Raw genomic sequence first — 16631 nt, 5'->3', positions numbered from 1 at the left:
TTACACCAGTGCAGAATCAATAATAGGCTTTATATCGGACCATTTGATTATTATATCAGAACTTACCTCTTTTAGATCATAATCCTTTCTGTTGTATATCACTATACATTCGTTGAGTACTCTGCTTTTCATATTCATTGGCATATCGTTGAATATGGAAAAATCAAATCTGGGTTCTTCAGGTACAGAACTTTCAATAATAGATAAGACTTTTAGTTTATCTGCATTACTTTCGATTACTATTGCAATATCAATATCATGATAAGGTTCTTTTCTTGCATAGCTTCCAAATAGAAGAAGTGCTAATATATTCTTTTCACCTATTGCGGCTTCTTTAAGCTTTTCAAATGCGGTTGTTACTATTTGCTCTTTCTCTACCCACATTGATAGAGCTTCCTCCGCAGCTTTGCTTATTGAGCCTCTACCATACCCAAAGCGTTTCATTGCTAGCTCTTTCCACTTTTCGGCTAATTTATCGTCAATATAAACTTTAGTGTTCATATTAAAGATATTTATGGATAAAGATATTTATACCTTATTAATTGAATTCCGTGAGTACTATAATTGAATATTGAAAATTATTTGGCAGTACCATTAATCGAAACTTTATTGGATTTAATTTTCTGATTAATTAAGGTGCGGAATATGTTCTGTACCAAGTTGATGAATATGCGATATTTGTTGCTTTTCCGTTGTTATTATTCCCAGAATAGTCGTTTGAATTGCCATTAAGTGGCCACCAGCCAACAAGATTTTGTAAATCAATTGGATCACCTCCGATACCTTCATCGTAAAGAGCAGTAATTTGATTTGATGAAAGAGCTGTGTTGTAAAGTTGAACATTTGACATTGAACCATAATAATATGGCCAACCAGGATATGGAGCACCTATTAACCCTTCTAAGCCAGTTGTGGGAACGTTGATTGGGGTAATTTGATATGGACCATATGGTATTCCATTTACATAAAGTATTACCTTAGATGTACCGCTCTTAAGAGTCCAACCAACAAAATTCCAAGTGTTGTTGTCTAACACTGGTCCATTAGATATAGCATCACATGAAAAATCTGCTTGTAGTTTAGGGGATACTTCTAATCTTACACTACCTTCACATATATTGTTTGACGGGGAATAGTACTCAAACACACCCTCGCTAGATCTTGTTGTTTTTATCCAAACAAAAATACTTATTCCTGGCTCAGAACTGGCAGGAAATTCAGATGGTGAACTTATTGTTATGCCACTATCAGCTCCATTGAAACTTGCAACATATTTAGGAAGCATGTTGGTGCACGTTCCCTCAAGATGAACATCCGTTGTTGTAGTTGGACCGAAAGGTCGTACAACCTCGCAGGAACCTGCGGATGCTTTTGGAGCAAATGTGCTTGGATTGAATATACCTAAAGAGTATAATGCTGCAAGAACAACCGCAATGACAAGGATTGCCCATCCGTATGTCATCAGGTATTCCATTGCGGATTGGGACTTCATTATATCAGAATTGTTATGTTATAAAATTATTTAAACTTTAATTTTGTTTTGTGAATTAAATTATTGCTTTTCCAAAATTAATCTTATGCCTTTTACAAAATCTTTAATATCGCTGAGATCGTTTGCCTGATTGAAAGTGTCCTTGTCGTAATGCATTTCAAAATAAGCGTGTACTAATATGTTTCTCAGCGATCTTCTTTTTTTAAATCCCTCTATTGCTTTTTTACTGAGTAGATCGTTAAATTTATTTACAAGTGAATCATCACCTCCAGATATGCCTAAATCAAGACCTTTGTATGCGAGTACAAGTACCTCCAACTCCAAATCATTTATTAGTTGTAAATATCTTTCAACAGCAGCCTTGGTGGTGATGTCCGATTTTATATAATCATCATAATTGTTGGGAACTATTTTGCTTAATACATTAGAATAATGCTTTATATCTGCAAGTCTTCTAACAATACGCTCCGTATCAATCATGCTTACACCAGTGCAGAATCAATAATAGGCTTTATATCGGACCATTTGATTATTATATCAGAACTTACCTCTTTTAGATCATAATCCTTTCTGTTGTATATCACTATACATTCGTTGAGTACTCTGCTTTTCATATTCATTGGCATATCGTTGAATATGGAAAAATCAAATCTGGGTTCTTCAGGTACAGAACTTTCAATAATAGATAAGACTTTTAGTTTATCTGCATTACTTTCGATTACTATTGCAATATCAATATCATGATAAGGTTCTTTTCTTGCATAGCTTCCAAATAGAAGAAGTGCTAATATATTCTTTTCACCTATTGCGGCTTCTTTAAGCTTTTCAAATGCGGTTGTTACTATTTGCTCTTTCTCTACCCACATTGATAGAGCTTCCTCCGCAGCTTTGCTTATTGAGCCTCTACCATACCCAAAGCGTTTCATTGCTAGCTCTTTCCACTTTTCGGCTAATTTATCGTCAATATAAACTTTAGTGTTCATATTAAAGATATTTATGGATAAAGATATTTATACCTTATTAATTGAATTCCGTGAGTACTATAATTGAATATTGAAAATTATTTGGCAGTACCATTAATCGAAACTTTATTGGATTTAATTTTCTGATTAATTAAGGTGCGGAATATGTTCTGTACCAAGTTGATGAATATGCGATATTTGTTGCTTTTCCGTTGTTATTATTCCCAGAATAGTCGTTTGAATTGCCATTAAGTGGCCACCAGCCAACAAGATTTTGTAAATCAATTGGATCACCTCCGATACCTTCATCGTAAAGAGCAGTAATTTGATTTGATGAAAGAGCTGTGTTGTAAAGTTGAACATTTGACATTGAACCATAATAATATGGCCAACCAGGATATGGAGCACCTATTAACCCTTCTAAGCCAGTTGTGGGAACGTTGATTGGGGTAATTTGATATGGACCATATGGTATTCCATTTACATAAAGTATTACCTTAGATGTACCGCTCTTAAGAGTCCAACCAACAAAATTCCAAGTGTTGTTGTCTAACACTGGTCCATTAGATATAGCATCACATGAAAAATCTGCTTGTAGTTTAGGGGATACTTCTAATCTTACACTACCTTCACATATATTGTTTGACGGGGAATAGTACTCAAACACACCCTCGCTAGATCTTGTTGTTTTTATCCAAACAAAAATACTTATTCCTGGCTCAGAACTGGCAGGAAATTCAGATGGTGAACTTATTGTTATGCCACTATCAGCTCCATTGAAACTTGCAACATATTTAGGAAGCATGTTGGTGCACGTTCCCTCAAGATGAACATCCGTTGTTGTAGTTGGACCGAAAGGTCGTACAACCTCGCAGGAACCTGCGGATGCTTTTGGAGCAAATGTGCTTGGATTGAATATACCTAAAGAGTATAATGCTGCAAGAACAACCGCAATGACAAGGATTGCCCATCCGTATGTCATCAGGTATTCCATTGCGGATTGGGACTTCATTATATCAGAATTGTTATGTTATAAAATTATTTAAACTTTAATTTTGTTTTGTGAATTAAATTATTGCTTTTCCAAAATTAATCTTATGCCTTTTACAAAATCTTTAATATCGCTGAGATCGTTTGCCTGATTGAAAGTGTCCTTGTCGTAATGCATTTCAAAATAAGCGTGTACTAATATGTTTCTCAGCGATCTTCTTTTTTTAAATCCCTCTATTGCTTTTTTACTGAGTAGATCGTTAAATTTATTTACAAGTGAATCATCACCTCCAGATATGCCTAAATCAAGACCTTTGTATGCGAGTACAAGTACCTCCAACTCCAAATCATTTATTAGTTGTAAATATCTTTCAACAGCAGCCTTGGTGGTGATGTCCGATTTTATATAATCATCATAATTGTTGGGAACTATTTTGCTTAATACATTAGAATAATGCTTTATATCTGCAAGTCTTCTAACAATACGCTCCGTATCAATCATGCTTACACCAGTGCAGAATCAATAATAGGCTTTATATCGGACCATTTGATTATTATATCAGAACTTACCTCTTTTAGATCATAATCCTTTCTGTTGTATATCACTATACATTCGTTGAGTACTCTGCTTTTCATATTCATTGGCATATCGTTGAATATGGAAAAATCAAATCTGGGTTCTTCAGGTACAGAACTTTCAATAATAGATAAGACTTTTAGTTTATCTGCATTACTTTCGATTACTATTGCAATATCAATATCATGATAAGGTTCTTTTCTTGCATAGCTTCCAAATAGAAGAAGTGCTAATATATTCTTTTCACCTATTGCGGCTTCTTTAAGCTTTTCAAATGCGGTTGTTACTATTTGCTCTTTCTCTACCCACATTGATAGAGCTTCCTCCGCAGCTTTGCTTATTGAGCCTCTACCATACCCAAAGCGTTTCATTGCTAGCTCTTTCCACTTTTCGGCTAATTTATCGTCAATATAAACTTTAGTGTTCATATTAAAGATATTTATGGATAAAGATATTTATACCTTATTAATTGAATTCCGTGAGTACTATAATTGAATATTGAAAATTATTTGGCAGTACCATTAATCGAAACTTTATTGGATTTAATTTTCTGATTAATTAAGGTGCGGAATATGTTCTGTACCAAGTTGATGAATATGCGATATTTGTTGCTTTTCCGTTGTTATTATTCCCAGAATAGTCGTTTGAATTGCCATTAAGTGGCCACCAGCCAACAAGATTTTGTAAATCAATTGGATCACCTCCGATACCTTCATCGTAAAGAGCAGTAATTTGATTTGATGAAAGAGCTGTGTTGTAAAGTTGAACATTTGACATTGAACCATAATAATATGGCCAACCAGGATATGGAGCACCTATTAACCCTTCTAAGCCAGTTGTGGGAACGTTGATTGGGGTAATTTGATATGGACCATATGGTATTCCATTTACATAAAGTATTACCTTAGATGTACCGCTCTTAAGAGTCCAACCAACAAAATTCCAAGTGTTGTTGTCTAACACTGGTCCATTAGATATAGCATCACATGAAAAATCTGCTTGTAGTTTAGGGGATACTTCTAATCTTACACTACCTTCACATATATTGTTTGACGGGGAATAGTACTCAAACACACCCTCGCTAGATCTTGTTGTTTTTATCCAAACAAAAATACTTATTCCTGGCTCAGAACTGGCAGGAAATTCAGATGGTGAACTTATTGTTATGCCACTATCAGCTCCATTGAAACTTGCAACATATTTAGGAAGCATGTTGGTGCACGTTCCCTCAAGATGAACATCCGTTGTTGTAGTTGGACCGAAAGGTCGTACAACCTCGCAGGAACCTGCGGATGCTTTTGGAGCAAATGTGCTTGGATTGAATATACCTAAAGAGTATAATGCTGCAAGAACAACCGCAATGACAAGGATTGCCCATCCGTATGTCATCAGGTATTCCATTGCGGATTGGGACTTCATTATATCAGAATTGTTATGTTATAAAATTATTTAAACTTTAATTTTGTTTTGTGAATTAAATTATTGCTTTTCCAAAATTAATCTTATGCCTTTTACAAAATCTTTAATATCGCTGAGATCGTTTGCCTGATTGAAAGTGTCCTTGTCGTAATGCATTTCAAAATAAGCGTGTACTAATATGTTTCTCAGCGATCTTCTTTTTTTAAATCCCTCTATTGCTTTTTTACTGAGTAGATCGTTAAATTTATTTACAAGTGAATCATCACCTCCAGATATGCCTAAATCAAGACCTTTGTATGCGAGTACAAGTACCTCCAACTCCAAATCATTTATTAGTTGTAAATATCTTTCAACAGCAGCCTTGGTGGTGATGTCCGATTTTATATAATCATCATAATTGTTGGGAACTATTTTGCTTAATACATTAGAATAATGCTTTATATCTGCAAGTCTTCTAACAATACGCTCCGTATCAATCATGCTTACACCAGTGCAGAATCAATAATAGGCTTTATATCGGACCATTTGATTATTATATCAGAACTTACCTCTTTTAGATCATAATCCTTTCTGTTGTATATCACTATACATTCGTTGAGTACTCTGCTTTTCATATTCATTGGCATATCGTTGAATATGGAAAAATCAAATCTGGGTTCTTCAGGTACAGAACTTTCAATAATAGATAAGACTTTTAGTTTATCTGCATTACTTTCGATTACTATTGCAATATCAATATCATGATAAGGTTCTTTTCTTGCATAGCTTCCAAATAGAAGAAGTGCTAATATATTCTTTTCACCTATTGCGGCTTCTTTAAGCTTTTCAAATGCGGTTGTTACTATTTGCTCTTTCTCTACCCACATTGATAGAGCTTCCTCCGCAGCTTTGCTTATTGAGCCTCTACCATACCCAAAGCGTTTCATTGCTAGCTCTTTCCACTTTTCGGCTAATTTATCGTCAATATAAACTTTAGTGTTCATATTAAAGATATTTATGGATAAAGATATTTATACCTTATTAATTGAATTCCGTGAGTACTATAATTGAATATTGAAAATTATTTGGCAGTACCATTAATCGAAACTTTATTGGATTTAATTTTCTGATTAATTAAGGTGCGGAATATGTTCTGTACCAAGTTGATGAATATGCGATATTTGTTGCTTTTCCGTTGTTATTATTCCCAGAATAGTCGTTTGAATTGCCATTAAGTGGCCACCAGCCAACAAGATTTTGTAAATCAATTGGATCACCTCCGATACCTTCATCGTAAAGAGCAGTAATTTGATTTGATGAAAGAGCTGTGTTGTAAAGTTGAACATTTGACATTGAACCATAATAATATGGCCAACCAGGATATGGAGCACCTATTAACCCTTCTAAGCCAGTTGTGGGAACGTTGATTGGGGTAATTTGATATGGACCATATGGTATTCCATTTACATAAAGTATTACCTTAGATGTACCGCTCTTAAGAGTCCAACCAACAAAATTCCAAGTGTTGTTGTCTAACACTGGTCCATTAGATATAGCATCACATGAAAAATCTGCTTGTAGTTTAGGGGATACTTCTAATCTTACACTACCTTCACATATATTGTTTGACGGGGAATAGTACTCAAACACACCCTCGCTAGATCTTGTTGTTTTTATCCAAACAAAAATACTTATTCCTGGCTCAGAACTGGCAGGAAATTCAGATGGTGAACTTATTGTTATGCCACTATCAGCTCCATTGAAACTTGCAACATATTTAGGAAGCATGTTGGTGCACGTTCCCTCAAGATGAACATCAGTACTTGTGGTTGGACCGAAAGGTCGTACAACCTCGCAGGAACCTGCGGATGCTTTTGGAGCAAATGTGCTTGGATTGAATATACCTAAAGAATAAAGTGCTGCAAGGACAATTGCAATGACAAGGATCGCCCATCCGTATGTCATCAGGTATTCCATTGCGGATTGGGACTTCATTATATCAGAATTGTTTTGTTATAAAAATTTATAAACATTATACATAGGATTACAGAAGAGTTAACTCAAAAGCCATTTCCATACAGGGATAACATTGATTGATAAATTTTCTATCTTTATTACACTCTCTTCATTAAAAGTTAGAATCTTTAAGTTTGTGCACCCTGTTTCTTTGGACGCATTTTTCAATGAATCTGTCTCCCTAATATAAGCATTAGGTTCATCTATAGAATAGCTAACCTGTATCAGTTCTTTTATCTCGTCACTTTCTACAACGGCGAAATCAACATCGCTTTTATTTGACTTGTAATACATTACATTTTCCTTTCTCCTGAACAACTCTATGAATGCTATATCTTCTAGTGATTTCCCATCATCATTGGTAAATAATCTCATGATGCCCTGATCAATTGGATAGATGCGGGGGTTGGTAAGGCGCACCTTTAGCTTTTTAGAATACGGGTAAATTAGATGTATTAAAAATACAGACTCTGAATAGTCTAGGTAGTTCAAGGCTGCTTGTCTACTAATATTTAATTCCTTACTGCTTAAAAATTTCAGCATATTTTCTATTGAAAAATTTCTGCATGCAGATGCAAATAATGAATTTGTGAACAATCTAAATTCCGCTTTTTTCCTTATATTATATTTATCTATGAGATCTTTTTGCATGACCATAGTATATATGTTTGATAGTATCTGTTTCTTGAATTCGGTATCATCTGATTTTACAACCTCGGGATATCCTCCATATAGCATAAAATCTGAAAATGCATTTAATATTGACGCAGTATCCTCAAAATTCATATATTTTTCATAATTTATATGCTTTGCTTTGCAGTATTCCTTGAAAGAAAAAGGCAGCACTAATGTTTCTATTGATCTTCCCCTGAGTTGTATTGGCAATTGTTCTCCCGATAATTCCGAAGTTGATCCAGATATAATTAGATTATAATAATTTTCATCAAACAATGTCCTTACCCATTTTGACCAATAAGGAAAATTTTGAATCTCGTCTATGAACAAGTATACTTTTTCTTGTGAACTTATATCGTATATGCGCCTTATCTCAATTTCTATTTTATCTAAACCCTCTACAGTCAAGCCTTCAAAATCTATATCTTCGCCATTTATAAAAATGACTTTTTTGTTTTCTTTGCGCAGTTCATTCATATACAATAGCATTATTGAACTTTTACCTGCTCTTCTAGGACCAATTAGGGAGTTAATAAAATTGGCTTTTGATAAAGTTGCATCTCTATCTATCAACTTTACGCCTTTGCCATAATCTTTATACCTTAGTATAGCGTTCTCGATGTTCATACATATAATTATAAATGCTAAAATATTTAAAATAAACTATTACTAATTGACTATTTTTACATTTTTGTCAATTAGCAGTTTATCAAAATGTTAATTTAATTGGTTTATGGTGCAGAGTATGCCGTATACCAGGTTGAGGAATAACCTATTGTACCGGATACTTTACCATCATAATCATTTCCAGAATAGTCATTCGCATTGCCATTAAACGGCCACCATCCGACAAGATGCGTGAGATCAATAGGGTCTCCGCCTATACCTTCCTGGTAAAGATGTTCCACTTGGCCGGTGGATAAGGCCGTATTGTATATCTGCACATTTGCCATCATCCCGTCAAATAAATCATTGCACCCAGTGCCTAAATCTGTGCCGAACCTGATTATATTTCCTCCGGTGTTAGTCTTGCCAAAGTCTTCGTTCAAATCCGGATTTCCGTCAATATATGCTTTTACATAGCTTCCATTATATGTAAATGTCAAAAAGTACCACGTGTTTAAGTTTGTGCTTTTATTTCCGAAGTAATTATACTGTGAACCGCTATTATTCCAAAGTTCAAACATTTCTTCATCATTTGCAGGAAAACTATCAAGTCCACCGGTTCCTGATAACCCAGCTCTAAATAATGAATGACCATTTGAGGTTAACCTCAATTCACTATCCTCGCAATCTGTCCCTTTTTCATTATATCGCCATATAGTTATAGTGAAAGGCTGCCCTTCGTCCTTAAATACCCTGCTTAAATTAGCATTTGCATATATATTTTGGCCATTGAAAACGCTGACGTATTTTGGAAGCATGTTGGTGCATGTCCCCTCAAGGCCCAGATCGCTAGTCGTCCCTGGACCTGAAGGCCTGACAACCTCGCATGATCCTGCAGATGCTTTTGGGGCAAATGTGTTTGGGTTGAAGATTCCTATAGAGTATAATGCAGCAAGTACGATTGCAATTATGAGGATTGCCCATCCGTATGTCATCAGGTATTCCATTGCGGATTGGGACTTCATTGTATCATATTACTTACGAAGTCAGATTCTTAAATATTTATCTTTCGATAGTAAAAACCTGCCAATATTATTCTTGGTGATTGGATAAAGATGTGACTTAAAAATATAAAACACGGAAGGTTCCTGCTTATGCAAGAGCATGGTAAAAATGGCGATTTAGCTTTTGGTTAAAAGTTCCCTTATAGTTTGGAATATGGTGCGATATATATATTTAGTGAGAGCTGCACTATGACAATATAAATTTAGTTAAGGTAAACTAAATTGGTTTTGTAGAGATGCCGGAAGGCCATGAATTTTGACTAAATCGCATTTATAGCTATCTGAAGTTCTATTTGCCATTTCCTTTGTAGACCCCGTGTACGGTAAACTCCCTCCTATTATGAGGCAATTTCTTTAATTTTATGCTCTTGTAATTTTTAGAAAGTTCTGCCTCAACGGTAGAAACGTGCTTGTTAAAATTTCTTGTAACCAATTTGGCTGTCATTACCAATGATGCTTCTGGATTCAGCAATCCAGCTAAAGAGTTTACAATTGTCGTGCTTTCTAATGGTGACGTATTTGTATCTATAGCTAATAGGTCAAATTTGCCAAACTTCTTTAGCAGCTCAAGCCTGTCATTCGGCTCCATGTTGGCTTTTATGTGGATTATGTCATAGTTCTTAAAATCTATGCTTTCATTAACAATGCTTTCGACCGAGATGGTGTTGGCTAGATTTTCTGTCTTTATTATCTCCTTGATTTTTGGTGTGTCTATTTCATCAGCCAGAATCAGGACCTTTTTATCCCCCATTTTTTTGTAGTTTAATAGAGCTTTGTCAACAGCAACCATTCTTACCCCTTTCTGGGACAGATAATGGGTCCAACCACCTGGTGCAGCACCTATATCTAAACCAATATGGCACTTGCTTAAATCAATATCAAAGAACTTTGCCGCTTCTTCTATTTTGAATTCCGCCCTATTAAGCTTTTCAATTTTTTCTTTACTTGACTGCCTAAATAAGTCTAGTATATAATCTTTTTGCATGCTGGTATCAACATGGCCAATTACTACAGATGTATTGAGCAGTATTGCATACATCATTACTTTAGGGGTTTTAAGATCTGCTTTATACCCTAATTTCTCGAGGTCTCCACCTAAATGCACTTCAATAGACTTGGCCGTTTCGTCAAGTTTGTGATCTACTTTCTTCACTTCTATCTTGAATGATGCATATCCACAATTGTCAATAATCTTGCGTATGACATCTTCAATCTTTTCATATTTGATGGAATTACCTATGTCAATTATTGAATCTACTGGCATTACAAAATCAACGAAAGATGAGGCAGATTTCTTAATCATTTTGGGGATATCATCAGATGTATTTTTGATTTCTAATTTGAAGAAAACAGTATTGAAATCGCTGTTATTATTCAGCTCATATGGTTTAAGCTGGCATTGAGGCAAAACAAATTTAATTGCCTTTTCAGCCATTTTACTAAACCGATGGTCCACAAAAATCAGATAGCTTTTGTCTTCTGTATTTTCAATCATTGTGTGGTTCGCTATTTTTACTTTGTTCATTAAATCACAGGGTATTAAAATTTATGCCTATATCCTTTAGGTCTAAGTAAATTTCTTTCACAGTGTCAAGTGTTTCTTTTGATATCCTTTTGTCTTTGCTGAAATTTTCTAATTCATTGATATGCTTATTTTTAATATATTCCAATAAATTATATACTGCATTTACATCATTACATTCTGTTTCTAATATAGTACCTTTATGTGGGAAAAATATGTATATTTTGCCCATATCCTCCCGTTTCTTTATTATTAATTGATTATAATTCATTTGTACACCTATCTAGAGACATAGCAAGAAGGAATATTTTCATAAGGATTATTTATATCATGTGACATCCTCCCACCCGTAAACGGTGTGGGCTTCCTCTACGTCATACAAACACCACATCCCGCAAAGGATGTGTTTTATCGGTTCTCAGTTCAGCGAGAACTGCCTCCCTTTGAGGCCTTACACTCTCTCCCCGAGCGTGACTTTCCCTCTGTCCGAGGGTAGTTGCTCTGTGCAATATGTTTATTGATGCATTTATATCTCTGTCAATTTCCAGTCCGCAGACGTTGCAGCGGTATAACCTGTCTCCTAAAGTCAACCTTTCACTGCCTTCCTTTATATGGTGGCAGTTGCTGCATTCCTGCGTCGTGTCCCTTGAATCTACTTTTATTACTTTCATACCAGCACTTTCAGCCTTGTATGAGAGCATTTGGATGAACCTGTTCCATGAAACGTTTTGTATCGAACCTGCTAATCTATGATTCTTTACCATATTCTGAATGTTGAGTTTCTCTACTGCGAATGAGGTATATCCTGAATTTACGAGTTTATCTGACAGTTTATGCAAGTAGTCGTCCGACTGGTTTGTCGAATATTCGTATGTATTTTGGAGATGTATTTTTGCCTTCCCCCTTCTCTTTGAACCTTTGTTTCTTCGTGCGACTATTCTCTGCCAACGCGCAATCCTCTTTCTTTCCTGTTGCATGAATTTCGGCTTTTCTATTTTTGTTCCATCTGACATTGCAACGAATGAATTCAATCCCATGTCTATTCCGATTGGATTTGTGTCCTCCACTTGTGGGGTTTTGATTTCGTTTAGTGTGGTAAGAACAGCATAATAATTTCTTCCCTCTCTCTTTATCGCAAGCGTCTTTATTGTGCCTTCAATCTTCCTATGCAATTCTATCCTCATTGTGCCTATCCTTGAGACTCTCAGCCTGCCCCTCTTTATCGAGAAAGAGCCATTGTACTGAGGATATGTTATTGACTTGTACCTGTCCCTTGACCTGAATCTCGGGAATCCTGCCTTCCTGTTTCCTTCCTTGATTCTCCTGAAGAAGTTTTGATATGCCTTGAGAAGCCTATATTCAATCTCGCATCTCGTCTGCGAGTATAGTTTCAGGTATTTCTTGTCTTCTTGGATTATTTCTTTGATGAACCTGTTGAACTGTGCCATCGAGACTTTTCTCTTTCCGTTCTGGTAGGATGCGATTGACTTCTCAAGAATCCTGTTGTAGAACTGCTGCGCAAGTATTAGCCTTTCATCTATCTCATTCTGCCTTTTAGTATCTGGATAGATCCTGAATTTATAGGCTCTTGTGGAATCCATGTTGTTTGTATAACCATTCATATTTATACACCTTTACTTTATTCAGCAGTTCGCTTTCATCCCACCGCTAAAGCGTGTGGGATTTCCCGCTCACTTTGTTAAATTGATTAGACTCCCATATATCTCTTGCCTCCTCCAGTTTATGTATGCTAAAACCATAAAGATTTTTGAACCGTGTATATGGTAATAATGGGCAGGGATAAGCAGTTAGATCAGCTTGAATCGACATAAAATGTAATCCAGCACCGCATTCGAATATCTGATGCCCCGTGCTTTGTGGTTTGGTATCTCCTAAAGATGTAGTAATACCATATTCTTTAGCTTTTTCGAGAATATTATTTAGGGTCTTTTCATCTAGACCGTTTTCTATTCCATCGGTTAATGATTTGTAATTTTCTAAACCCTCTTTAGGCAATAGCAGGCTCAGATCCCACTTATTGATATTATATGAGGATAGTATTTTAGGATATTCTGGCAACTTCTTAATATTGTTTCTTTTGCATTATCGTTTTTTAAGCAGATGAAATTGTTTCATTACTTTATTTATGAATTTATGAGATTATTTTGCAGGTTTTAGTCTAACACTCAGAATATCAATAGATATATTAGCAGGAATATCAGTATTCCGAAAAGCAATGGTGGTATGGCCGGAAGGGCCCTCTTGTACCTGTTCAATAGGAACATTGTGAACAGCATTCCGAATATTGAACCCATCACTATGAACATTGGAAGTATGAAATTGTAGTTTACCTTGAATGCGGATACCGCAACCATCAGAGGGAATATCATGTCTCCAGTACCCAAAGCACTGCTTGTGGGAACTTCTGCATAGCCCTGCTTGTCGAATACCTCAAACAGGTGGGTTTTGCTTTTCTTTGACGCCTCTTTCTCGTTCTGCTCATATTCCTTCAGCTGCTCCGCGGATAATTCGGACCTTGGCACCGCTTCCACTTCTGTAGAATCAACAAGCAGGGCGAGGTTGTTCTCTATCGCGGTATTCGCTAATGTAAGCATATGCTTGGTCACGAATACCGATATGAAATCGTATACCGCCATTATGGCCATGAACGCAAGAGCAATTTCAAAGCTGAATCCTATCCCCAATATTGTGCCAAATCCTATTGCGGATATTATTGCCACGGAGTTCCTTAGATTCGGCCATTTCCTTTTCAGCAGTATCAAGGTTATCCCAAGCAGCCCTGCAACGACCATGCCAATGTAAAGGGATGTTGTGCTTACCTCAAAAGGCGAGAAGAGTTCTATGAAGAAGTAAAAACCTGTAAGGAATATAACAAAAAGCTCAAGAAGCTTGAAAATGTTGCGGTATACTTTAAGCACAATCAGCAGTATTGCAGTCGCTATAACTATATATATCACGAAATAGATTGCTGTAATCGGAGTATTCACAACGTTGGCTGCTGTTATGTCGCTCACAGATATTCCGTTGAACTGTATTGCCACAAGGAAAAGCCCAAAGAACTGCACTATCATGAACATTATTATAATCTGCAGAAATTGCCTTGTACCTATAAGCTTAAGACTCAAAAACAACACCTTTACTCTTCTTCATGCCTAACCACCTTTATGATCCCCATCTTTGGGCTGAATATGTCACCGCTCTGCTCAAGCTCGTTTATGTACTTGTTGGCTGTATTCTTGTCCACTCCCTGCTTGGCGACCTCCTCGAATATCCTGTCTATCTTTGCCGAACCGTCCATCTCTTCAAGCTTCTTCACCGCATCAAGGATGACGTTTATCTTGTCGACCTTCTCCCTTGGCATTCCAGTCAATATTGTGTCTATATCTGTGCGCCCTTCCGTGTCAACCGCCAATGTCTTGAGCATGTATTCGCTTAGGCTTATCGCCAGATTTGCATCTTTTACGCTTACCACATCCCTAAGCTGGCTTTTCGCACTTGCTTCTGCCATCCTGATCAGGCCCTCTATCTGCCTTGGGGTTATAGGAGTCGCACCCTTCATTGAGCCTGCACGCCTCAAGTCCACATAGTACTCTTTTATCCTGTTTGAGGCTTCTTCGCTTAGCCTTGGCATCACATACCTCTTTGCGTAGGCAATATACTTCTTTAGCAGTGAATGCTCTATTGGAGGTTCCTCTGCTGCCACCGAGCTTTCCACATCTGCTATTGCTGCACCTGCGGCCTCGTGCTGATTAAGTATGTAATTCGCAATGCTCTTGTCAAGCTCCGTATCCATTATGTCTCTTATTGGGAATATAAGGTCGAACCTTGAAAGCAATGTCGGGGATATGTCAAACTGCTCCGCGGGGTATTTGTGTGGATCGAACCTTCCGAACTTTGGGTTTGCGGCAGCAAGAACGGACGCCTTTGCATTGAAAGTAGCTATTATTCCTGCTTTTGCTACGCTTATCGTCTGGGATTCAAGAGCCTCGTGAAGCGCCGCTGTATCCTCTTCGCTTATCTTGTCGAATTCGTCTATGGCCACTATCCCCCCATTGCCAAGCACCATTGCCCCCGCTTTCAGGGTCCATCCCCCCTCTGAAAAATCGTCTCTCTCTGCAACTGCTGTCAAACCTCCCCCTGTCACTGATTTTCCACTTACATATATGCCTTTTGGCACCAGCCTTGATACAGATTGCAGTATCCTAGTCTTAGCGCTTCCAGGGTCTCCTATGAGCAGTATATGCATGTCGCTTCTTATCTGGCCTCCGTCAACGAGCTTCTTTCCGGGGGTGCCCCCAAAAAGCTGCAATGCGACCGCCTGCTTAATCTCATTATATCCGTATATTGAAGGGGCTACGGATTGGGTTACTTTGTTGAATATTTCTGGGTCCTTGGACAGCTCCTTTATCTGCCTCTCTTCATCTTCGCTTATGTCAATGTCCGCGAACTCCTTCTGCTTTGTCTCCAACGATGTTACGTTTAAGTACATCGAATATATGCTTGGATCAACTTTGCCTCTTGAATCCTTTCTGGGGCGTATCTTAAGCACCCCTGAAATCTCGATGCGGTCTCCTGGAATCGCCATGTTCACAAGGTCATCGTCAAGCCATGCCTCCAGTTGCCATGTTGGTATGCTGCCGCTAAGCCTTTCAAGAGGGTCTTGGACCGCTATCTTTTGGGAATTGAAAAATGACGACTCTTCGGGGACTATCTTCAACGTGCGCTTCTTGCACTCGGGGCATACCTTGGGTATCTCTTCTTTCTCTAGATTGGCCTTGACCTTCGCATTGCAGAATGTGCATACGAATACTGCGTCCCTTATCTTTGGCCTTATATCAGATCTTTTGACGACCAAAGCGTCTATAGAAACAAACTTGTTTATGTAAGCTGAACCTACATTAAGGACCATTGGCGTGTTTATAGACTGATTGTAAAAACGCACGTGCGGTATATAAGTATCAAAATTCAGACCTGCAAGCTTTCCCATCAGTGATTCGTTTGCAGCATCGATTATGATTTCGGGATCCGCTATAAGGTTTGTTGCCGTATCTGGATCAAACTCCTCCAAGTCACTTATGTTTACTGGCAGGCTGCGCTTGTTGGGGAATTTTATTATTATGTCTTTAATCTCGTCCGAGTAATAGGACTCAAGAAATTCATCGAAAAGCAATTTCAAAGACGAGGTTTGTTGTTCTGCCATTTTGACCACTGTGATTTTATAGCATCTGCACAGCTGTGTTTTTATATTTTATTAAAATCAATTTCTATTATATTTCTATTATTTAAGTATTTATGGTTTAACTGTTAC

General features: G+C 37.1%; 19 protein-coding genes. All 19 read right to left on the bottom strand.

Features of this window, described 5'->3' with window-relative positions; translation table 11 throughout:
• Complete coding sequence (locus Mia14_RS03105; RefSeq protein ID WP_088820196.1) at positions 1–501, bottom strand: nucleotidyltransferase domain-containing protein; 501 nt, start codon at positions 499–501, stop codon at positions 1–3.
• A 130-nt stretch (positions 502–631) separates the two neighbouring features.
• Positions 632–1492, bottom strand: a complete 861-nt coding sequence (locus Mia14_RS03100; RefSeq protein WP_088820198.1) for a LamG-like jellyroll fold domain-containing protein — start codon at positions 1490–1492, stop codon at positions 632–634.
• A gap of 60 nt (positions 1493–1552) precedes the next feature.
• Positions 1553–1972: a DUF86 domain-containing protein gene (locus Mia14_RS03095; RefSeq protein ID WP_088820197.1), complete on the bottom strand. Its 420-nt coding sequence runs from the start codon at positions 1970–1972 to the stop codon at positions 1553–1555.
• Between the two features lie 2 nt (positions 1973–1974).
• Positions 1975–2475: a nucleotidyltransferase domain-containing protein gene (locus tag Mia14_RS03090; RefSeq protein WP_088820196.1), complete on the bottom strand. Its 501-nt coding sequence runs from the start codon at positions 2473–2475 to the stop codon at positions 1975–1977.
• 130 nt (positions 2476–2605) lie between these two features.
• Entirely contained in the window at positions 2606–3466 is an 861-nt protein-coding gene (locus tag Mia14_RS03085; RefSeq protein ID WP_088820198.1) for a LamG-like jellyroll fold domain-containing protein, read from the bottom strand.
• A gap of 60 nt (positions 3467–3526) precedes the next feature.
• On the bottom strand, positions 3527–3946 hold the full coding sequence (locus tag Mia14_RS03080; protein WP_088820197.1) for a DUF86 domain-containing protein: 420 nt from the start codon (positions 3944–3946) through the stop codon (positions 3527–3529).
• Positions 3947–3948: 2 nt separating this feature from the next.
• Positions 3949–4449, bottom strand: coding sequence for a nucleotidyltransferase domain-containing protein (locus Mia14_RS03075; RefSeq protein ID WP_088820196.1), 501 nt, complete (start codon positions 4447–4449; stop codon positions 3949–3951).
• A 130-nt stretch (positions 4450–4579) separates the two neighbouring features.
• The gene (locus Mia14_RS03070; protein ID WP_088820198.1) at positions 4580–5440 is read right to left on the bottom strand and encodes a LamG-like jellyroll fold domain-containing protein; all 861 of its coding nucleotides are present in this window, start codon (positions 5438–5440) and stop codon (positions 4580–4582) included.
• A gap of 60 nt (positions 5441–5500) precedes the next feature.
• Entirely contained in the window at positions 5501–5920 is a 420-nt protein-coding gene (locus Mia14_RS03065) for a DUF86 domain-containing protein (RefSeq protein WP_088820197.1), read from the bottom strand.
• Between the two features lie 2 nt (positions 5921–5922).
• Positions 5923–6423, bottom strand: coding sequence for a nucleotidyltransferase domain-containing protein (locus Mia14_RS03060; RefSeq protein ID WP_088820196.1), 501 nt, complete (start codon positions 6421–6423; stop codon positions 5923–5925).
• A 130-nt stretch (positions 6424–6553) separates the two neighbouring features.
• On the bottom strand, positions 6554–7414 hold the full coding sequence (locus Mia14_RS03055; RefSeq protein ID WP_088820195.1) for a LamG-like jellyroll fold domain-containing protein: 861 nt from the start codon (positions 7412–7414) through the stop codon (positions 6554–6556).
• Between the two features lie 60 nt (positions 7415–7474).
• Complete coding sequence (locus Mia14_RS03050; protein WP_088820194.1) at positions 7475–8737, bottom strand: ATP-binding protein; 1263 nt, start codon at positions 8735–8737, stop codon at positions 7475–7477.
• A gap of 104 nt (positions 8738–8841) precedes the next feature.
• Positions 8842–9741: a LamG-like jellyroll fold domain-containing protein gene (locus Mia14_RS03045; RefSeq protein WP_088820193.1), complete on the bottom strand. Its 900-nt coding sequence runs from the start codon at positions 9739–9741 to the stop codon at positions 8842–8844.
• 328 nt (positions 9742–10069) lie between these two features.
• Positions 10070–11305 (bottom strand): SAM-dependent methyltransferase, encoded by a 1236-nt coding sequence (locus tag Mia14_RS03040; protein ID WP_088820192.1) that lies wholly within the window; start codon positions 11303–11305, stop codon positions 10070–10072.
• A gap of 4 nt (positions 11306–11309) precedes the next feature.
• Complete coding sequence (locus Mia14_RS03035; protein ID WP_088820191.1) at positions 11310–11573, bottom strand: hypothetical protein; 264 nt, start codon at positions 11571–11573, stop codon at positions 11310–11312.
• Positions 11574–11676: 103 nt separating this feature from the next.
• Positions 11677–12924, bottom strand: a complete 1248-nt coding sequence (locus tag Mia14_RS03030) for an RNA-guided endonuclease InsQ/TnpB family protein (RefSeq protein WP_088820190.1) — start codon at positions 12922–12924, stop codon at positions 11677–11679.
• Between the two features lie 46 nt (positions 12925–12970).
• Positions 12971–13381, bottom strand: a complete 411-nt coding sequence (locus Mia14_RS03025) for an SPASM domain-containing protein (RefSeq protein WP_124216891.1) — start codon at positions 13379–13381, stop codon at positions 12971–12973.
• A gap of 107 nt (positions 13382–13488) precedes the next feature.
• Positions 13489–14448 (bottom strand): presenilin family intramembrane aspartyl protease, encoded by a 960-nt coding sequence (locus Mia14_RS03020; RefSeq protein ID WP_088820188.1) that lies wholly within the window; start codon positions 14446–14448, stop codon positions 13489–13491.
• 11 nt (positions 14449–14459) lie between these two features.
• Positions 14460–16523, bottom strand: a complete 2064-nt coding sequence (locus Mia14_RS03015; RefSeq protein WP_088820187.1) for a minichromosome maintenance protein MCM — start codon at positions 16521–16523, stop codon at positions 14460–14462.
• Between the last annotated feature and the right edge of the window lie 108 nt (positions 16524–16631).

Source organism: Candidatus Mancarchaeum acidiphilum, from assembly GCF_002214165.1.
Lineage (GTDB): Archaea > Micrarchaeota > Micrarchaeia > Micrarchaeales > Micrarchaeaceae > Mancarchaeum > Mancarchaeum acidiphilum.
This window is presented reverse-complemented; position numbering and strand designations above follow the sequence as displayed.